Raw genomic sequence first — 18,930 nt, 5'->3', positions numbered from 1 at the left:
AGCATTTTTAACCGTGTTAAGCGCGTTTGATAGCTTGTAACTCAGTGATGGTGACGATTTTATCGACGCGGAATTTTTTGCTGGTTAGCCAAGTGTCGGCCAATAGTCGGTAATGCTCCATGTTGCGGCACCCAATGCGCACCAAAAAATCAAAGCTACCGCCGACCAACCAGCAATCCAGCACTTCGGGCGTTTTACGCACTTCTTGCTCGAAAGCCGCCTGTGAGTGTCCGTGGTCGGCCAAGGCAATTTGTGCTTGGATAACAAAGGCATGCTCAGGTTCCGGCAGCTCAATAATCGCGCTGTAGCCACGGATAATACCGGCGCGTTCCAGCAGCCGAACCCGCTCCAGACAGGGGCGGGCGGTCAAATTGACCTGCTCGGATAGCTTCTGATAAGAGATACGACCATCCTGGCTGAGGATTTCAAGGATTTTTTTGTCAATTCGGTCAAGCCGGGGTTTCTTTTCCACAGATAGGACGTCCAATGAAAATCAATAACCATAAGTTACCTGAACATGCCCTGAGTGGGCAGCGTCAATTAACCAGTTTTCATTTCGGCCAGTCGGGTGTGGGCGAGAAAATCTACTTACAGGCTGGCCTACATGCCGATGAACTGCCCGGAATGCTGGTATTACATTATCTTAAAAGATTACTGAGTCAGGCGGAACGGCGCGGAGAAATTCAGAGTGAAATAATTATTGTGCCAATCGCTAACCCGGTTGGTATGGCGCAAGTGCTGCTAAACAGTGGAATAGGCCGCTTTGATTTGGTCAGTGGACGCAATTTTAATCGTGATTTTCCCAATCTGGCTCAGTTAGTCCATCAGCAATTGGGCGCAGGCGTATTAAGCGAAAAAGAGAATTTGCGGCAACCAATTCGCCGTGCCATGGTAGCGGCATTGCAAGATTTACCGGCACGGAGTGAAGTGGATGCCTTGCGCCAACACTTGCTGATGCTGGCCTGCGATGCCGATCTGGTGCTGGACTTGCACTGCGACGAGCATGCTATTTTGCATCTGTACGCAGATCCGGCTTGGCGAGAGTCAGTGGGTATTCTCGCGCGTTTTTTGCATATCGACACTGTGCTACTTTCACAAGACAGCGGCGGCGGTTCTTTTGATGAGGCCTGCGGCTTGCCGTGGCACCGCTTGACGGCACATTATCCTGACCTGGCTCCAGCTTGTATGGCGGTGACCGTTGAATTGCGCGGACAGCAAGATGTCAGTCACTCGCTGGCCAGTGCTGATGCCGAACGTATTTATCAATATTTACAACATCGTGGTGCGATTGTCGGCGAACAGCCTGAAATTCCACAGCGTGAGGTGGTAATGCTGCCGTTTTCTGCGGGAGAGATAGTTAATGCCCCAGCCAGTGGCTTGCTGTTGTTATTGCGTCAGCCGGGTGAATGGGTGGCTAAGGATGAAGTGGTCGCTGAAATCATTGACCCAATAACGGATACAGTCAAAGCGGTGCGGGCCAAAGCGGGCGGGATTATCTATGCCAGCAGGCGCGCCCCCTTTGTGACGTTGGGCGCTGAAGTGATGAAAATTGCCGGAAAAACCCCCTACGCAGGCGGTGGGGGGTTAGCATCCTAAAGGTTAAAGACTTAACTCACGTAGCAGTGAAAATGCGTGTTGGGTCTGCTCTTCACTGACCACAAAAGCGCGTAACTGATGCTGGCTGTCTGTTGCGCGCGCAGTTATTCCTTGTGGCGTGAGATTTATTTCCCAGTTAAGGTCACGTCGGTGGGTTTCACCTGCGAAATATAACGGCAAATCTGGTGTTTTGACTTTAACCAGTATCGCTGGCAGCGTAAGGCAATGTGCACCGCCTAATAGATTTTTCGCCAGAGTCATGGCACCCATCAATATGGGTTGCAAAAAAGGCATCACTTTCCCATCAATCTCAGCACAATCGCCAATAGCAAAGATATTAGGATCCGTGGTTTGCAACTGTTGGTTAACCTTGATACCACGTCCTATATTAAGCCCGGCCGCCGCCGCGACAGCAGTTTCCGGCTGTAATCCCATTGCCGCAATAACAGCATCAACACTATAGCTATGGCCGGAATGGAGTACGACGCGTAATCCATCCGCCACTTTTTCAATGCTGTTCAACTGATTATTAAAGGCGAGGGTAATGCCCATCTGACTGAAGCTATGCTGCAAGCGGCTGCTAATTTCCACTGGCAAGACCGAGGCCAGCAAACTGTGGGCTTTATCCACCAAAATGACGCGTTTACCCGCGCGGTGTAAATCCATCGCCAGCTCCGCGCCGATTAAACCGCCGCCTAATACCAAGATACGGCGGGCTTTTTGGAGTAACTCTTGATGCAATCGGTACTCATTTTGGCTGTTAAATGTGCATATCAACTCATTACCCGCGATTGGTGGCAGCATTGCCGTAGCCCCGGTTGCCAATACCAGCTTGTGATATTGAAATACCTGATGGCCACATAAAATTTGCTTTTCCTGTCGCTGAATGGCAGTGACTCGAGTCTTGGTGTGCAAGGTCAGGTTATTCTCTTGCGCAAATTGTTCAGCGGACATGCGAGTCAGGTCGTCAGCACTTTGCTGACGACTAAAGACATGACTCAAATCCGGTTTGTTATAATCAACGCCACTATCAGCGGCGATCATATTGATTGCTATCTGTGAGTCGAGTTTGCGGATGTTTTTTACCACCTGGCGAGCAGCAAATCCTGAACCGACAATCACAATATTCTCTACCATGGCCGCCTCCTTTAGAGTGGATCAAAAACAGATTTGCCCAACCCACATTCTGGGCAGAGGAAGAAATCCGGCACATCATCCCAGCAGGTTCCCGGTTTAACATCTTGAAGCGGCTCACCCAGTGCGGGGTCATATATCCACTGGCACACACTGCATTGCATTGAAATACCCAGATCCAGAGGTGCAGCAGATGTACTTTCTGTATTAATGGAACGACTTTCTGTATTAATGGATGGAGTTTCGACATCAAGCAATGTGCTGTTATTCAACGGATGTAAGGCCCATTCGCGGGCAATCTTGCGCCCATGTTCGCGGCATTCGTCCAACCCATCATTGTCCGGTCGCCATTTCATTTTTAGTGAGAGCGAAATATCAAATCCGGCATCCATCAGACGAGTTTGAATCCGGTCAACCGCGCCGCCCGTCCAACCAAAACTGCCAAAAGCCGCCGCTTTTTTATTACGGAATCGCAGTCCGGCCAGTTCTTCAAGCATGCCGGCAATTTTGGGCATCATCACATTGTTCATGGTTGAGGAGCCGACTAACACACCTTTAGAGCGGAATACCTGTGTCAGTATTTCATTCTTATCATGGCGAGCAATATTGTAGATTTTCACAGCAACAGCGGGGTCGGTTTCATGAATCCCCTGAGCAATAGCGTCGGCCATCATCCGGGTGTTGTTTGACATGGTGTCATAGAAAATGGTGATACGGTCTTCTTGATAATCAGCTGCCCACTCCAGGTATTTGGCGACAATTTGGGTGGGATTATCCCGCCACACCACACCATGAGAGGTGGCAATCATGGATACCGGCAGGTTGAAGCCAAGGATTTCATTGATCTTGGGTGTGACTAACCGGCTGAAAGGCGTCAAAATATTGGCATAATAGCGGGCGCATTGCTCATACAGTTCAATTTGGTCCACTTCATCATTGAACAAATGCTCGTCACAATAGTGCTGGCCAAAAGCATCATTACTAAACAGCACTGCATCGCCAGTGATGTAAGTCATCATGCTGTCAGGCCAGTGCAACATAGGTGTTTCAACAAAAATCAGTTGTTTACCATTACCGATATCCAGTGTGTCACCCGTTTTGACCGTGATGAAATTCCATTCAGGATGATGATGATGCCCATTAATAGAATCGATAGCATTTGTGGTGCAATAAATCGGAATGTGGGGGATACGCGCCATTAACTCGGTTAATGCACCGGCGTGGTCTTCTTCTGCATGGTTAATAATAATGTAATCAAGCGCATGCAGATCGATTTCCCGCTCTAAGTTAGCCACAAAATCGCGGCCAAATTTCTGGTCGACGGTATCAATCAGCACGTTTTTTCCTTCGCGGATCAAATAGCTGTTGTAGCTCGTGCCTTTAAGGGTTTTATATTCGGTACCATGAAAATCACGCACTTCCCAATCACGCTGCCCAACCCATTTAATATTATTTTTAACCTGAATGGCCATGAACCGTTCCTTACTAAAGTGAATGAAGAACCTCACTATAAATAGCAAAGAGCATGCCAGTATTTATCCAATTGATTTTATTGATTTAAAATTTAACGTTTGTCATTTGGACACTATCGGATTATTGTCATAAAGACCAATACAGTGTCGGAATGACAATACATGAGTTTATCCATTCAATCGCTCGCTCAAATAGCCATTGAGCTACAAAGCGGTTTATCTGGGCAGGACCGTTTTCAAAAATTAATCAGCAGCTTAAGGCAATTATTACAATGTGATGCTTCGGCGCTGTTGCGTTATGAACATCAATTGTTTCGCCCACTAGCGATTGATGGCCTATCACCCGATGTGTTGGGAAGACGTTTTTCGCTGTCATCTCATCCTCGGCTAGAAGCTATTGCTCGCGCCGGTAATGTGGTGCGTTTCCCCACGGACAGCCACCTTCCTGACCCTTACGACGGCTTGATCCCTGGCCATGATGAACTTAAAGTTCATGCCTGCATTGGTTTACCTTTATTTGCTGATCAAGAACTTATCGGTGCGTTGACTTTCGACAGTATGAATCCTGCTCAATTTGACAGATTTAGTGATGAAGAGCTGAAACTGATTGGAGTATTGGCCTCCTCAGCACTGAATAATGCGCTGTTAGTGGATGTTTTAGAAAAACAAGCTGTGCCCACAGTCAGCTCTTTAAATATCCACAAGCAGATAGTTCAACATTCAGAAGATGAGATGATTGGCCTTTCGCCGTTGATACTGCAACTTAAGCATGAAATCGAAGTCGTTGCCGGATCAGAATTGAATGTGTTGATCACCGGCGAAACCGGGGTAGGGAAAGAACTGGTTGCCAAGGCAATTCACCATTTATCCCCCAGAGCGACCAACGCGCTTATCTATTTAAACTGTGCGGCATTACCGGAAAATGTGGCCGAGAGTGAATTGTTTGGTCATGTTAAGGGCGCTTTTACCGGTGCGATACATGACAGAACCGGCAAATTTGAAATTGCTGATAATGGAACCCTTTTTCTGGACGAAATTGGCGAACTTTCTTTGGTGCTTCAGGCCAAATTGCTGCGTGTTATCCAATATGGTGACTTACAAAGAGTGGGTGATGACAGCACCAAGCGGGTCAATGTGCGTATTATTGCAGCCACTAACTGTGACCTGAAACAAGCTGTTATCGAAGGGCGTTTTCGCGTTGATTTGTTCCACCGGCTCAGTGTATTCCCGTTACATGTTCCGCCACTGAGAGAAAGAAAAGGGGATATCATTCTACTGGCGGGATTTTTTGTTGAGCGAATAAGAAAGAAATTAGCCATCAAGCAATTAGGTATTCCGCCAGCGACATTGGCTATGCTTGAAAATTACCGTTGGCCGGGGAATGTCCGTGAGCTGGAACATGCTATTTACCGCGCGGCGGTATTAGCTCGCGCCTCACAACATCCGGCAGAGTCATACTTTTTATATCCTGACTTATTTAATATTGTCGCGTCAGCAGCGCCGAGTATTTCACACGAGATATTTAGCGATGATAAAAATATAGCCCCGCAAAATTTACAATCTGCCACCCGTGATTTTCAGCGGCAATTAATAACTAAGGTGCTAAAAGAAAAGGGGATGAATTGGTCGGCTTGTGCTCGCGCTCTTGAGCTTGACACCGGCAACCTGCACCGTCTTGCTAAGCGGCTGGGCATCAAACGATCTGGCTAAATAACCGCCCTAAAACCCGGTGAGAATAGGGCGTTAGGGCGATGTTCTTGATTAAGAAAAGTCAGTTATAAGTGGTCAAAATCGGAAGCATCATGACGTTCAGCTAACTGTTCTTCTGCTGCACCCCAGGTTTTATTGACGATACGGCCGCGCTGTACCGCAGGGCGCTTGGCAATAGTTTCAGTCCAACGTATTAGGTGGGGATAGGATTTCACATCCAGGAATTCACCCGCCTCATATTGCAAACCCAACACCAAATTGCCATACCACGGCCAGATAGCAATATCCGCAATAGAATACTCATCACCGGCGATATATTCATGAGTCGCGAGCTGTGTATTGAGCAAATCGAGCTGACGTTTGGCTTCCATGGTGAAACGGTCGATGGCGTATTCGATTTTTACCGGTGCATAGTGATAAAAATGACCGAAACCGCCGCCTAAATAGGGGGCTGCGCCCTGTAACCAAAACAGCCAATTGAGCGCTTCGGTTCTTGCCGCAGGCGATTTTGGCAGGAAATGGCCGAATTTATCTGCTAAATAAAGCAAAATAGCACCAGATTCAAATACCCTGATCGGCGGGGTGGTTGAATGGTCCATCAAGGCTGGGATCTTTGAATTTGGATTGACGGCAACAAAACCACTTGAGAACTGATCACCCTCGCCGATACGAATCAGATGAGCATCATATTCCGCACCTTTTTCGCCCAAAGCCAACAACTCCTCCAGCAGAATGGTGACCTTCTGACCATTCGGCGTCCCCATGGAATACAGCTGCAATGGGTGTTTACCAATAGGTAGGCTAGCTTCATATCTGGCACCCGCCGTCGGGCGGTTGATTTTCGACCACACACCGCCGCTGGCGTTGTTTTCTGTCCAGACTTTCGGTGGCTGATATTCGTTATCTTTCATCATGGATGACCTTTTTGCGAATGAATACGAAATTAATAATACTCATAGTGATTATGCCTCAATCATAAAGAATAACAGGGATAATATTTCTGTCATTCCCGCTCCCTATAGTGAAATTGCTTTTTACCTTTGGGCAATAAAAACAATTAGGGGACTTAACATGCATATGAGTAAATTCCGCTTGGCACTGCTGGCCAGTAGTATCGCGTTCAGTACCTCTTTATGGGCGCAGGCTGTCGAGGTACCCGCAGCCCTCGCCGGGCATACTATTCTGCCGGTGAAATCGACGGTGGCGACCCCTGCGAATACGCCGACTGATTTAGGGGTATGAGGGCCAACGGGCGAAAACCTACGCTAAGTACTGTTCCCCTCATAGGAATATAGGTATTTACACAATTTTCAGGGCAGGGCTCGTCAAATCGCAGCTTCACTCCCACCAAGCTAATATAAAAAATTTTTTTCATTATTTATAAGGACAGTGAAATTATAAAATAACATATAGTTTGTGGCGACTTAATATACAATTTTCTGGATAGTTAATGCCTAATTCATTACTCCCTATTTCGCCCTATCGTGCATTATTATTTTGCCTACTGCTTTCTTTGTTCGAACTCCTCACCTATGTGGGTAGCGATGTTATCATGCCAGGCATGCTGAACGTCGTCTCTGATTTGCAGGCTGAAAATAGCTACGTTCCTCTATCTCTCAATGCCTATCTGCTGGGTGGAGTTGCTTTCCAATGGCTTATTGGCCCCCTTTCTGACCGCGTTGGCCGCCGCCCTTTACTGCTATTTGGTTGCATGATGTTTACCATGGCGTGTTTAGCTACTTATTGGGTTAATGATATCCGCCTGTTTATCGCCTTGCGTTTCATTCAGGGCATTGGGTTAGGATTTGTTATCGTGGTTAGTTACCCTGCACTTCAAGAATGTTTTGCAGAATCGGATGCCGTGCGTTTAATGGCCATTTTCTCAAACATAGCACTTCTTTCTCCTTTGCTTGGTCCGCTAATAGGAAGTGCACTTCTGTCGTTTATGACATGGCGCATGCTGTTTATCTTAATTGCCGTACTCGCCGCATTAGTTTGGATGGGATTATTCTGGTTAATGCCTGAAACCATTGGAGTGATTCGCAAGGACGGAAGTAAGCTGCCCCTGCAGCCGCTACAGGTTGGCAGCATCATCAAAGCCTATCTCGACCTGTTGTACAATCGGCGCTTTATGTCGGGCAGCATAGCTCTTGGTCTAATTGGCCTACCTATATTCGCCTGGATAGCGCTGTCTCCACTGCTGCTTGTACACAACCTTGGTATGAGCATGACCGAATATGCACTGTGGCAATTTCCCGTATTTGGTGCATTAATCGCAGGCAATTTTGCCCTGAATTATACAATTAAACACTTCTCAATTGAACAATTGCTGCGTATGGCATTACTTCCAGTTTTGTGCGGATTGGCTTTCGCATTAGTCACGATTCTTATTACCGATCATGTCATTGCGCTTATTACCGGGCTATCGATTTATGCTTTCGGCCTCGGCATCTGCAATGCCACCCTATATAGAATCACACTATTTTCAAGTGATAGCGGCAAAGGTACTGTCTCCGCAATGCTTGGAATGATATCGGTCGCTATTTTTGGCCTTGGTAGCATCCTCCTTACGACTCTTGGTGCTGGCAATAGTCTTGAAGCTTATATTATAGGAGCTACCTTCTCGGCTTTTGCCGCCGCACTACCCATTTTATACCTTTGTAGCCCGAGTCGGGAAAATCTGATTGGCTGATCTGCTGACAACAAACTTTTTCATTCAATTATCAAGGAAGATTGATGTGATAAATCTCACCAGTGTAAATATGCTATGTGGACTCGAACAACCCTCTTTATCCGGCGTTGATGCAGATCGACTATTTGATACTGCCATGCGCGAAATAGTGGCGTACCACCTTGTTCATACCCCAAATTATGCCCGATGGCTATCCCACAACGGTTTTGATCCCAATGAGATAGCAGCCCCTCAAGACTGGTCACAACTGCCCCCTATTTTTGCTAATTATTTCAAGCGACATTTGTTGTTAAGCAAGTCAGGCGAAGGCGCTTTGGAACTAACATCATCTGGCACTACAGGCCAAAAAAGCCGAATGTGCTATGACAAACGTAGTATGGATGCGGCTCAAAATATGGTTGACCATATCTTCCGCTATTATGGCTGGGAAACCCTCGACACCCCCTGTAATTACTTGCTTTTGAGCTACGAGCCTGCGGGTGCCATCACCCTCGGCACCGCCTATACCGACCAATTTATCTGCAAATATGCGCCAGTTAAACGCGTCGTTTATGCTCTACGCCAAACAGGAAAAAGTCACGAATTTGATTCTTTCGGCGTCATTCGTGCTTTGCAAGAATTTGCTGAAGAAGGTGAGCCGGTACGCATATTGGGATTCCCTGCTTTTATGTGGTTTGCGCTAGAACGCATGCGTGAAATGGGCCTACCTGAACTGAGGCTATCACCCGACTCATTAGCCTTCTTTGGCGGTGGGTGGAAAACACATGCTGATAAGGAGATTCCTAAAACCAGATTGTACGCCCGGTTAAGTGAGCAGCTAGGTATTCCTGAAACTCGTTGCCGTGATGGTTATGGTTCAGTTGAACATTGCGTACCCTACGTTGAATGCCCAAACCATCATTTCCATGTGCCGGTTTACGCCAAAGCATATGTTCGTGATACCACAACTTTTGACGTGCAAGATTATGGGCAGCTTGGTTTTATCCAGTTTATATCGCCCTATATAACTTCCAGCCCTGCTCATAGTGTGGTCATGAGTGACCTTGCGGTGCTACACCGCGCTGAAGCCTGTGGTTGTGGTATTCAAACCGACTGGTTCGAGCTATTTGGCCGCGCAAGTGCCCACAAATCCCGCAGTTGTGCTCTCGCGGCATCTGAACTAATTCAGGAGTTTTGAGTATGTATCTCATACAAAGCCAAATCTATAAATCGCTTACACTTGAACAAGCCATTTCTATGCTGACGCATCGTCTGGCTATCCATCTATCCCGACCATGCAAACCCGAAACAGTCATTAAGTGTGCCGAACACTTTATTAAGCGATTAAATGATAATGCGTTGCTACCGGATCTGGATGAAGGGGTACGGCAGGAAATTATCGCTTTTTGTCATCCTGATGCCCTGTGCTGTAAAATCGAACGTGAACTAGGTAGCAACCCTTTTTCGTTACGCCGCATCAATTTCTGCGAACCACATTTTGAAAGTTGGAGGCCACTCGGTGTTGTCGTACATATTACACCCAGCAATGCTCCGTTACTGCCGTTTTTCGCTATTCTGGAAAGTCTACTCGTAGGCAATATCAATTGGCTGCGCCCAAGCTCCAGTGAACAAGGTATTAATATCCAGCTACTGCAAGCGTTTCTTAATTGTGATGACTCCGGCGAGCTCGCTAATTTCGTTGCAGTATTGCCAGCCAAGATAGACGAGCTGCCACAATTATTGACGTATGCCGATGGTGTATCTGCCTGGGGAGGCGATACAGCACTTGAAGCCATCCGCAAACAATTACCCGCAGGATGCCGCTGGATAGAGTGGGGCCATAAGATCAGTTTTGCCTATCTGGAACACAATATCCTTGATGCTCATATCTTCGAGGCATTGGCCGATGAAATCTGCCGTTTTGATCAGCAAGCATGTTCTAGCCCACAAATTGTTTTTGTCGATAGCGATGATGCCAATATCTTGCGAAATGTTGGCAATCAACTGGCACAGGCTATGCTGCACCGTCAGAAACAATGGTCTCCGTTGATACCAAATCAACAAGAAGCCGCAGACATCACTACCTGTCTAGCCTTTACTCGCATGGATGAAGTATTTGCTGATATACCAGGCAAAATCTGGGCTGGTGATAATTGGCGTATTATCTGGAAGCATGTTTCTGCCATCGAGCCTTCACCGCTATTTCGCACAGTTTTGCTGCGTCCTTTACCGCAACAAATGCTACTTCAGGCACTACACCCTTGGCGTACTCGTTTACAAACCTGTGGTCTCGCAGTTTCTACTGGGCATATTACAACACTAAGTCACTTAATGTTGGCTGCGGGTGTTGACCGCATTACCTCATTACAAAAGATGCACGAGAGCTATGCCGGGGAGCCACATGATGGTGTCTATGCTCTTACCCGACTGGCCCGTCGAGTATCAGTGACACTCGCGACGAATATGCTGCCACGACAAGCCACTCTTAATCTTAATCAACCGGCTCCCGCTATATTTCAAGACCACCCTATTATGGACAAGACCGATTTTCAGAACAGCGCCATGCAACCCTGTGCTCAGCTTTTCTTTCGCAGTGGAGGTAGTAGCGGTACACCAAAGCTTTCCGGGTTTACCTACCGCGATTACCACAGCCAAATGCAAGCTGCCGCAGACGGCTTGTTCGCTGCCGGGCTGAATCCCGCAAGCGACAGGGTTCTCAACCTAATGTATGGCGGTAATCTGTATGGTGGTTTGTTGAGTTTATTCACTGTTCTAAATCAGTTGGAAGTCCCCCAATATCCCATGGGGGGGCCTCATGATGGCAACTATAGCGACATCGCCCAACTTATAGTGAATCAACAAATTGACACACTGATCGGCATGCCCGGCACCATTTATCAGCTCTTCCTGAGCGAAGATGAAACGCTACGTGCATACGGCGGGATCAAAAAGCTAATGTTGGCCGGAGAGCATATGGGATCAACCCAGCATACGTTTCTCACAGGCTTCGGTATCAATACTATTTGTTCGGCTCTCTACGGTTCAGTTGATGCTGGCCCTCTTGGGCATGCCTGCACTTCCAGTCCAAAAGGCATATTTCATCTAATGACTGATATCCAATGGCTGGAAATAGTTGATTTGGATCACGATGAACCTGTAGCGCCAGGTGAGTCTGGGCGTATGTTGTTTACATCAATAACCCGCGAAGGACAAAAGATCATTCGCTACGAAATAGGTGATATAGGCCGCTGGATCGAGGGGGAATGTGCTTGTGGTGTTACCAGCCCACGCTTCGAACTGCTGGGGCGTCACGGCGACCTGATTCGCATCGGTACTCTGTTCATTCAACCTCAACAGTTGGCCAAATTAGCTAATGTCCCTGTGCAGTTTATTCTCGAATACTCCTCTTGTGGATGCGAACTTATTCGCCTGTTGGTTGACGGTGATGCCGACAGTGTGCGTAGAAAAATCTGTATGGATGCAGACTTAATCACTGCTCTGGACGGGGATCTTCTTAAGCTAGACGTCTGTAGCCGACCACTCGCGCAATTTGAACGACATCCCCACAGTGGAAAAAAACCCTTAGTGATAGACAAGCGGCGTTAAGAATAAAACCGATGAATTTATCCATAGGCAGAATGAATGAAGAGAAAAACTTGATTATGACAAAATCCAACACCAACCAAACGAATGCTACGACAATGCACCTTACCGACACACTTAATCAGAAAATTATACTGAGCCCTGAGCAACTAGTGACTTTCGCGCGTAATCACGAAAGAACCCATTTGTGATACCCATAGTTCCGGTATGCTGGTTATCACTAACCTGACTCGTACTCTTATGCCTATGATTCGCTATCCGGTAGGCGATATTGCAGCTTGGGTGGAGCCGCAAGGTAGCAAAAACCGTAAGTTCATCCTGCAAGGACGAAGTAGCTTTGGGCACCGCCTGCGAGTGGGTTATGCATCACTTTTCCCTGATGAAATCAATACACTAATTAGTGAGCAGCTCGGTAACTGTTACTGGCAGTTACTGATCGAACAGTTTGGTGGCTGTGATAATCTCACGATATGTATTGCTTTCCCAGGGAACAGCGATAATTCCGAGGTGCTGATTCGTCATCTTCAGAAAAGAGACGCATCAATTACCAGCTTGATCCAACACGGTCAGTTGGTCGTATCTGTTCAGTGGTGTAGGCAAACTGATCTTAAGCTACATCCCCGTACTGGAAAACTACAGCGTGTAATTGACTGTCGAAACTATCAGGCTCAGGTGGGAAGCTCGGAATGACACAGCAAAATATCATTAATATCCGTGATTTTCTGGAGGAAGACGCGGAAGGTATTTGTACATTATTCAGAACGGTATATGGCGAACACTATGTCTATCCCGATATTTATATGCCATCAATGATTCGCTACCACAATGACCAAGGAAAGTGGTGTTCGGCAGTTGCCATTTGGGAAGAGAAAATTGTCGGCCATGCCATTTTATGGTTTGGTATGGATTCGAAAAGTGCTGAATTAGCGTTTGTTGTTGTTCATCCTTCGGTCAGGGGAAGAGGCGTCGCAACCCGCCTAAGTAAGCATCTGTTTAATTATGCTTATCATCGGGCATTGACCACTCTGAGCATTAAAATGGTGTCAAGCCACCCCCGAACTCAACAGTTAGCTCACACACTCGGATTTCACTCAATTGGATTACTGCTAGACTACGTTGACTCGCCTTTTGGTCATAATGCTCGGGAAAGCATCATTTTGGGGGTGCTGCCATTACAACCTCGCCCTCTACCACATTGTCTGACAGTATTCGGTCACATTGGCTGGCTTAATTCTCTGATTGGCTTATTTGGTACAACACCGCAAGCGCCTACTCGCAATAATGCCTTTCCATTACAAATTTCTGCCCAAGGTAATCGAGTCGATGTGATTCTGACGGACGCGTCACTGGGTAGTGTCAGAGAAATCGCCTATTTGCCACTCAATAGATTGATTCATCTGAGCATAAGTATCAATGATGTACTGCCATCTTTACTCCCCGTTTTACACCTGGCAGGTTATGTAGATACTGGATTGGCCCCAGCCTCTGAAGGTCAGTGGTATTGGTTATTACAGCGGGGTTATGCCAAACATGAACCGGAACTACTGTGTCCTATTGCTAACTCTCTCTATGCTGGTATTTGAGAAGTACTTTCTTAGGATTGCAAATACTTCTGGTAAGAAGCTTATTCTTGAAAAGCCCGTGTAGCGCGGGCTTTTACTCTTCAATATCCGGCTTCATACCGCACTTTTGATGCTTCTTTAACCTGTCTTTCAAGAAGATTAAGCGTCGTGGATAATACATTCTCTTGCTCTCTGAACCATTTATCTTTATCGGGTAAAGAAGTGGCCAGTCGCCATGATTCTTCTTCCTCAAGAGTGTTCAGCTCGTGCAATATCACGTCAATCTGCTTCCTGACATCATTAATTTTTCGGCGAAGCCGTTCAAGGTCATCAATAAGGTCACTGGCCATCAGTGGCTCAAGCCCTTGCTTTAAACTCTCCAGCAAAGCATGAATTGTCGGAAAATCCCCTTTTTGGCGAGCTTGATTAAGCTGAACCATCAGTTGATGGGCTTTCTCTTTAAACTCATCCGCCACTAAATCTGGATGGCACAGCCGGCTAGCTTGCCGCCATAACCGCTTGAGTTCCTGACGTTGTTCAGAAGAGAGTTTCTTATCGTTATTGAGCCGCTGCTCGGCATCGGTTTGTTTTTCCTGATAACTTTCGTATTTCTCTTTGGCTTCTTCACGGGCTTTGCGTGTTGACTCAGTATTGCGGGTGCAAAAACTGTTTTCCAATCCTTTGATCTCCGCCAGCAATGCGGTAATCAACTCAGCTTGTTGCTGAATCCGGTTTCGAATCTCAATAGTTTCATTCGAGATGGTGGAGAGTGACAGCCAGCGCTGTTTTAGCGAAGCAAGCTCATCTATAGCTTGAGAAATATACTGTTGGCAGTTGCGATAATCGCGCTCTCTGCGACGGGCTTCCGCCTCGGCTTTACGCAAGGTACTTTCCGCCAACTGTTTGCGTAAATTGAGGATTTGCTTCATTAATGGGCCGAGGCGCACCAGGTAAAGGTCATTAAAATCATCTAGCAACTGAATACGTTCATTGCGTTTATCAATCAAATCGCTTAACTGTTCCTCCAGCGCTTTCAGCTCAAGTTTGCAAGCTGATAATTCGATATCTTGCCACTGCGTGACACCTTGCTTACTGCCCAACCATGCTGAAATAGCTTCCAGAGCATGGATGAATTTTCCCTGTTCGATCGCCATGACGATAAAAACAAGCACAGCATCCTGAGTCTCACTTTTAAGATAAGGGAGTTGATGCCGAATAATGTCGTCATCTTCAAGCTCAATACCGCTTTTAATGATCTCCAGCCGTTTAATAAGTTTTTTCATAAATATATAATTTGCTGATAGCGTAGACAGGATACCTACATATTAAACAACGGATTCGCATTGTTCCAGATGAATGAGGAGTGATCCCGTCCGGATAGTAAGATAGTTAAGCGGGCATGTGCTATAAATCACATTCAACGCGTCGACGGCAAAATCAAAGTGAATCTGCAGGGTAGGGAGAGACAATTTCTCAACACGACTACGTGGATTCTGCATCATTACGGTACTGCAAAAAATACAGAATTCGCGTAGCGCGATCGTTGGCTTATTGTTGTTTAAATTCAAAAAGTTAAAATGAGCTAATTTGGAGTTAATCAAATCAACCTGATTAAAAGTAGAATAGGGTGGCCGCATCGCAAAATATTGAAATAGCGTTTTAAAAAACGTAAGATCCATTGACACGTTAACGACCATGCACCGCCACAACAAGTTGCCAAAATGAATAAACCACAAGAACCTGCTAGCGCGGCGACTAAAAACCCCTTCAAAAATCGAGAAAATAGCGACATCAGCGCGGAGAAAAATGAGTGAATGCCAATACCGCAGGCTCATCTTCCCGCCATGTATTTCACTATGCGCCGTTTAGAAACTTATTTTTCGCCCGACTTCTCACGGTATTAGGCAATGGCATTGCGCCTATCGCCTTGGCTTTTGCTGTGCTGGATATTGGCGGTTCCGCCACCGACTTAGGTTTGGTGGTTGCAGCGCGCTCTATTTTCAATGTGGCTTTCTTATTGATTGGTGGGGTACTCGCCGATCGCTATTCCCGCAGCATGGTGTTGCTCTCTTCATCTACCATTGCCGCCTTATCCCAAGGCGTTGTTGCCTGGTTAGTGCTTGATGGAACAGCAACCATCATGGGGTTGGCTGTACTTGGAACTATTAATGGCGCAGCGGCGGGTATCGCGCTACCTGCTTCTTCGGCTATGGTTCCACAAACTGTACCCGCCTATAACCTCAGGGCGGCCAATGCTTTTATTCAAGTGGGTATCTATGCAGGAACAGTGATTGGAGCTTCATTAGGCGGCATTCTGACCAGTGCTGTTGGGCCAGGATGGGGTTTAGCTGTTGATGCTTTAGGATTTGCTGCCTCCGCACCACTCTATTTTTTTGTTCGAACCAACTCAGCACCATCTTTAGCATCAAATACCAACATCTTGCAGGATCTGCGCGATGGGTGGAAAGAATTTATTGCTCGTGCGTGGGTGTGGTCTATTGTCGCTCAGTTCACGGTTATTAATGCCGCTTTCAGCGGTGTCGTGATGATCCTTGGCCCGATCATTGCCGATAATTCATTTGGTCGGGCAAGTTGGGGCATGATAGTGGCAGCAGAAAGTGTTGGCCTGATTATCGGCTCATTTATTGCTCTGCGCTGGCGTCCTCGACGCGACTTGTTTATTGGTGTGATTCTGGTTTCGTTTTGCGCTATCCCGATTATTCTCCTCAGTATGGTTTCTTCAACATTCATTCTGATGACAGGATTTTTTATTGCTGGGATTGGTTTTGGTCAATTCGGTGTGGTTTGGGCGAATGCGCTACAAACGCATATTCCCCCCAATAAACTCGCTCGTGTTTATGCCTATGATGCTATGGGGTCATTCGTGGCGATCCCCATTGGGGAACTTGCGGCAGGCCCACTGAGTATGCATTACGGTAATTCCGCTGTTTTATTGGCTTCCGCAGTTGCTGTGGTGATAGCCACCGTCGCAACCGGCCTTACCCCGGCGATTAGGCAGCTTGATAATGGGTCTAAAGTAAAATCATGCGATGAGCGATAACCGCATTCGTGGCAAAATATGGCGGAGTAAAAGGGCAGGGAGCGGCTATTTTCCAATACCGCTATGTAAGTTCTGCTTTTCTTACTTGATATTATTTATTGGAGTATGGGGTTAACCCTGAACGCAAGGTTTTACAAACTTAGGTGGGATATATAAATCTAAACCTAAGTGACCACAATATTCTCTAAACATATTTATGGATCTAACACCGGACTTTTCATATATCAATCTTAATTTATTTTCTATTGTCCTATGCGATAAAGACAGCCTTTTAGCAACCATTTTAGAAGTCATTGGCTGTAATATGAAAAAAATTATCTCAAGTTCTTTCTCGCTGAAAAGGTCAGTGGGCGGGGTCAGTGTCAATACTGAGGGGGTACGGCGGCCTATATATTGGGAAAGAGAAATAAAATTTAATTTACTGGCATTTGTTAATGTTCCTATACATTCACCAACTTTATTGTAAATAGGAAACCTGGGTAAATAATAGGGTTCTAATATTTTGTCTCGCCCATAATAATTGGTTGAAATAATGGCTACTCGCTTTCCGCTTTTTTCCGCTTTTCTGTCATTGGCTTGATATTGCTCAGCAAATTCTGCCCAATCCGCAGGGCATTCGTTATCTAATCTTCCCTCAATATCAAAGTCAGCGGGTAAACTTAAAAAGTCCAGACCAGCTTGATTTACATACACATAACGGGATTCGCAGTCTCTTATAACCCAAGGTTCATTACTGTATTCCATAATAGAAATCAGTGGCAATGAATTTAGGGATTCTACAATTAATTTATTGGCATTCAGTGGCTTATTTTTTTCATCCATGATTAACTTAGCCTCTCGATTTTTTCTTTACTAAAATAAAAACTCGACGATTGACTCTAACCATTTAAATCTTACTCCTGAAAACTTGCCACATCAAGATGGTTCAATTTATTAATCCTTTTATAAATTAATTTACCTGCCTAAGTATTCTTTGCAATAGTAGTTATTTTTAATAAGTAAATTACCAATTCATTATGAAGCTTAACTCGTATATTTATAAGTGGAATGATTTTGCTAGATGCAGTTCAATAATAATGATACTAATTAGGGTCACATAGGGTTGTCCGGCAATTTCTGCCGACGTAGGTCGCAACTCAAAATCTCTTATGAGGATGTTATCGCCAGATGTTGCCCCCGGTAAGGTGCTGATGAGAATCACCAGAGCAGCAGAGCGACATTCACAGAAACCTGCATTATCTGATGTAAACAACCGGCACGAATAAGCGCGGACTTTTTGTGTCTGTCGTTTAGCAAAATCTGACGGGCAATCCTGACCACAAAACCCCAGATTCTGCCTATCCTCATCTTGGTGCGCATAATGTATATTATGTTAAATTGAATATTTATGTGCGCTAGGGTTTCTTCTAGTCCCACCTGTAATCCATTCAGTCGAGTCATGTTTCTGTTAACCATAATTCTTTAGCTATATACTTCAGCCAGAATAACAAAAGCTACAAATTAAAACCCCTTCCCTCATTCTTGTCCGATGACGCTACGTGAAATCTGTATAACTGACAGCATGATTGGGCTGATGCGATAACGCCGGTTTTTCCCCATTGCTTGAGTCTTTATCTTGATCTTTCTTCCAACGGATAACTCTGGAAACTCCATAGTCCGTCAGCTTGTTATAAAAAATCTCCGTTTTATAAACTATGCTTTAAAACAATTCATATATGAAATATCATATGTATTATTGTCTTTCCTTGAGGTTAAACATGCTACAGCCTGTTCAGCTTTTTAAACTACTCGCTGATGAAACCCGCTCGACTATCGTGATGCTCCTCAGGGAGTCCGGCGAGATGTGTGTCTGTGACATCTGTACAGCAACAACAGAGTCTCAGCCCAAAATTTCCCGTCATATGGCTCTGTTACGTGAGTCTGAGTTGGTCGTCGATCGCCGTGAAGGAAAATGGGTGCATTACCGGCTGTCGCCCCAAATACCTGCATGGGCTGCGATCATTATTGATTCAGCGTGGAATTGCGAGCGAGAAAAAATACGAAATAAACTCAGTGGCGCGTCTTCGTCCTCATGCTGAAATTGAGAGTATATATGCATCTAATTAGATATGAATGGAGTTC

The 18,930-nt window shown here is 45.9% G+C and carries 15 protein-coding genes and 1 pseudogene; 10 read left to right on the top strand and 6 right to left on the bottom strand.

Annotated features, from left to right (window positions below):
• Window positions 1–16: 16 nt before the first annotated feature.
• Window positions 17–472 carry an Lrp/AsnC family transcriptional regulator gene (locus tag DXZ79_RS10540; RefSeq protein ID WP_005165550.1) on the bottom strand — a complete coding sequence of 152 codons (456 nt, stop codon included), beginning with the start codon at window positions 470–472 and terminating at the stop codon, window positions 17–19.
• A 14-nt stretch (window positions 473–486) separates the two neighbouring features.
• Here DXZ79_RS10540 and DXZ79_RS10535 point away from each other — a divergent pair, with 14 nt between their 5' ends.
• On the top strand, window positions 487–1,596 hold the full coding sequence (locus DXZ79_RS10535; RefSeq protein ID WP_038632851.1) for a succinylglutamate desuccinylase/aspartoacylase family protein: 1,110 nt from the start codon (window positions 487–489) through the stop codon (window positions 1,594–1,596).
• A gap of 3 nt (window positions 1,597–1,599) precedes the next feature.
• Here the strand turns inward: DXZ79_RS10535 and norW are convergent, their stop codons facing one another.
• A complete protein-coding gene (gene norW, locus DXZ79_RS10530; RefSeq protein ID WP_038632854.1) occupies window positions 1,600–2,733 on the bottom strand; it encodes an NADH:flavorubredoxin reductase NorW in 1,134 nt (377 codons plus the stop codon).
• A gap of 11 nt (window positions 2,734–2,744) precedes the next feature.
• Window positions 2,745–4,202 carry an anaerobic nitric oxide reductase flavorubredoxin gene (norV, locus tag DXZ79_RS10525; protein WP_038632858.1) on the bottom strand — a complete coding sequence of 486 codons (1,458 nt, stop codon included), beginning with the start codon at window positions 4,200–4,202 and terminating at the stop codon, window positions 2,745–2,747.
• A gap of 162 nt (window positions 4,203–4,364) precedes the next feature.
• Between norV and norR the strand changes: the two genes are divergently transcribed.
• The gene (norR, locus tag DXZ79_RS10520) at window positions 4,365–5,912 is read left to right on the top strand and encodes a nitric oxide reductase transcriptional regulator NorR (protein WP_038632861.1); all 1,548 of its coding nucleotides are present in this window, start codon (window positions 4,365–4,367) and stop codon (window positions 5,910–5,912) included.
• Between the two features lie 65 nt (window positions 5,913–5,977).
• Here norR and yghU read toward each other — a convergent pair whose 3' ends face one another.
• Complete coding sequence (yghU, locus tag DXZ79_RS10515; RefSeq protein WP_038632864.1) at window positions 5,978–6,823, bottom strand: glutathione-dependent disulfide-bond oxidoreductase; 846 nt, start codon at window positions 6,821–6,823, stop codon at window positions 5,978–5,980.
• A 1-nt stretch (window position 6,824) separates the two neighbouring features.
• Between yghU and DXZ79_RS20950 the strand changes: the two are divergent.
• The 6 genes and pseudogenes from DXZ79_RS20950 to DXZ79_RS10485 form a co-directional block, all read left to right on the top strand.
• Window positions 6,825–7,145 (top strand): annotated as a pseudogene (locus DXZ79_RS20950) (esterase-like activity of phytase family protein); the annotation flags it as partial.
• A gap of 217 nt (window positions 7,146–7,362) precedes the next feature.
• Window positions 7,363–8,604, top strand: a complete 1,242-nt coding sequence (locus DXZ79_RS10505) for an MdfA family multidrug efflux MFS transporter (protein ID WP_038632866.1) — start codon at window positions 7,363–7,365, stop codon at window positions 8,602–8,604.
• Window positions 8,597–9,781, top strand: a complete 1,185-nt coding sequence (locus tag DXZ79_RS10500; protein ID WP_244942278.1) for a LuxE/PaaK family acyltransferase — start codon at window positions 8,597–8,599, stop codon at window positions 9,779–9,781. The genes DXZ79_RS10505 and DXZ79_RS10500 overlap by 8 nt, the downstream gene beginning before the upstream one ends.
• Window positions 9,782–9,783: 2 nt before the next feature.
• Window positions 9,784–12,189 (top strand): aldehyde dehydrogenase family protein, encoded by a 2,406-nt coding sequence (locus DXZ79_RS10495; protein WP_120011266.1) that lies wholly within the window; start codon window positions 9,784–9,786, stop codon window positions 12,187–12,189.
• A 204-nt stretch (window positions 12,190–12,393) separates the two neighbouring features.
• Window positions 12,394–12,876 carry a phenylacetate--CoA ligase family protein gene (locus tag DXZ79_RS10490; protein WP_120011265.1) on the top strand — a complete coding sequence of 161 codons (483 nt, stop codon included), beginning with the start codon at window positions 12,394–12,396 and terminating at the stop codon, window positions 12,874–12,876.
• Window positions 12,873–13,769: a GNAT family N-acetyltransferase gene (locus DXZ79_RS10485; protein ID WP_038632875.1), complete on the top strand. Its 897-nt coding sequence runs from the start codon at window positions 12,873–12,875 to the stop codon at window positions 13,767–13,769. The genes DXZ79_RS10490 and DXZ79_RS10485 overlap by 4 nt, the downstream gene beginning before the upstream one ends.
• Before the next feature lie 80 nt (window positions 13,770–13,849).
• Here DXZ79_RS10485 and DXZ79_RS10480 read toward each other — a convergent pair whose 3' ends face one another.
• The gene (locus tag DXZ79_RS10480) at window positions 13,850–15,031 is read right to left on the bottom strand and encodes a DNA repair protein (RefSeq protein ID WP_038632878.1); all 1,182 of its coding nucleotides are present in this window, start codon (window positions 15,029–15,031) and stop codon (window positions 13,850–13,852) included.
• A gap of 527 nt (window positions 15,032–15,558) precedes the next feature.
• Between DXZ79_RS10480 and DXZ79_RS10475 the strand changes: the two genes are divergently transcribed.
• Window positions 15,559–16,809, top strand: coding sequence for an MFS transporter (locus DXZ79_RS10475; protein ID WP_038632884.1), 1,251 nt, complete (start codon window positions 15,559–15,561; stop codon window positions 16,807–16,809).
• Between the two features lie 111 nt (window positions 16,810–16,920).
• On the opposite strand, the gene DXZ79_RS10470 is transcribed toward DXZ79_RS10475, so the two are convergent.
• A complete protein-coding gene (locus DXZ79_RS10470; protein ID WP_038632886.1) occupies window positions 16,921–17,631 on the bottom strand; it encodes a helix-turn-helix transcriptional regulator in 711 nt (236 codons plus the stop codon).
• A gap of 935 nt (window positions 17,632–18,566) precedes the next feature.
• On the opposite strand from DXZ79_RS10470, the gene DXZ79_RS10465 reads away from it, so the two are divergent.
• Window positions 18,567–18,887, top strand: a complete 321-nt coding sequence (locus DXZ79_RS10465; protein WP_038632892.1) for a metalloregulator ArsR/SmtB family transcription factor — start codon at window positions 18,567–18,569, stop codon at window positions 18,885–18,887.
• The last annotated feature ends 43 nt before the right edge of the window (window positions 18,888–18,930 follow it).

Origin of the sequence: Yersinia rochesterensis (assembly GCF_003600645.1) — a bacterium.
Classification (GTDB): domain Bacteria; phylum Pseudomonadota; class Gammaproteobacteria; order Enterobacterales; family Enterobacteriaceae; genus Yersinia; species Yersinia rochesterensis.
The sequence above is the reverse complement of the archived record's forward strand: the minus strand, read 5'-3'. Positions and strand labels throughout refer to the sequence as shown.

What these genes read in the sequence shown, in the direction of transcription:
- DXZ79_RS10480 (WP_038632878.1), bottom strand. Translation starts at nt 15,031, where the DNA reads ATGAAAAAACTTATTAAACGGCTGGAGATCATTAAAAGCGGTATTGAG.
- yghU (WP_038632864.1), bottom strand. Translation starts at nt 6,823, where the DNA reads ATGAAAGATAACGAATATCAGCCACCGAAAGTCTGGACAGAAAACAAC.
- DXZ79_RS10470 (WP_038632886.1), bottom strand. Translation starts at nt 17,631, where the DNA reads ATGGATGAAAAAAATAAGCCACTGAATGCCAATAAATTAATTGTAGAA.
- DXZ79_RS10505 (WP_038632866.1), top strand. Translation starts at nt 7,363, where the DNA reads ATGCCTAATTCATTACTCCCTATTTCGCCCTATCGTGCATTATTATTT.
- DXZ79_RS10465 (WP_038632892.1), top strand. Translation starts at nt 18,567, where the DNA reads ATGCTACAGCCTGTTCAGCTTTTTAAACTACTCGCTGATGAAACCCGC.
- norW (WP_038632854.1), bottom strand. Translation starts at nt 2,733, where the DNA reads ATGGTAGAGAATATTGTGATTGTCGGTTCAGGATTTGCTGCTCGCCAG.
- DXZ79_RS10495 (WP_120011266.1), top strand. Translation starts at nt 9,784, where the DNA reads ATGTATCTCATACAAAGCCAAATCTATAAATCGCTTACACTTGAACAA.
- norR (WP_038632861.1), top strand. Translation starts at nt 4,365, where the DNA reads ATGAGTTTATCCATTCAATCGCTCGCTCAAATAGCCATTGAGCTACAA.
- norV (WP_038632858.1), bottom strand. Translation starts at nt 4,202, where the DNA reads ATGGCCATTCAGGTTAAAAATAATATTAAATGGGTTGGGCAGCGTGAT.
- DXZ79_RS10485 (WP_038632875.1), top strand. Translation starts at nt 12,873, where the DNA reads ATGACACAGCAAAATATCATTAATATCCGTGATTTTCTGGAGGAAGAC.
- DXZ79_RS10490 (WP_120011265.1), top strand. Translation starts at nt 12,394, where the DNA reads ATGCTGGTTATCACTAACCTGACTCGTACTCTTATGCCTATGATTCGC.
- DXZ79_RS10535 (WP_038632851.1), top strand. Translation starts at nt 487, where the DNA reads ATGAAAATCAATAACCATAAGTTACCTGAACATGCCCTGAGTGGGCAG.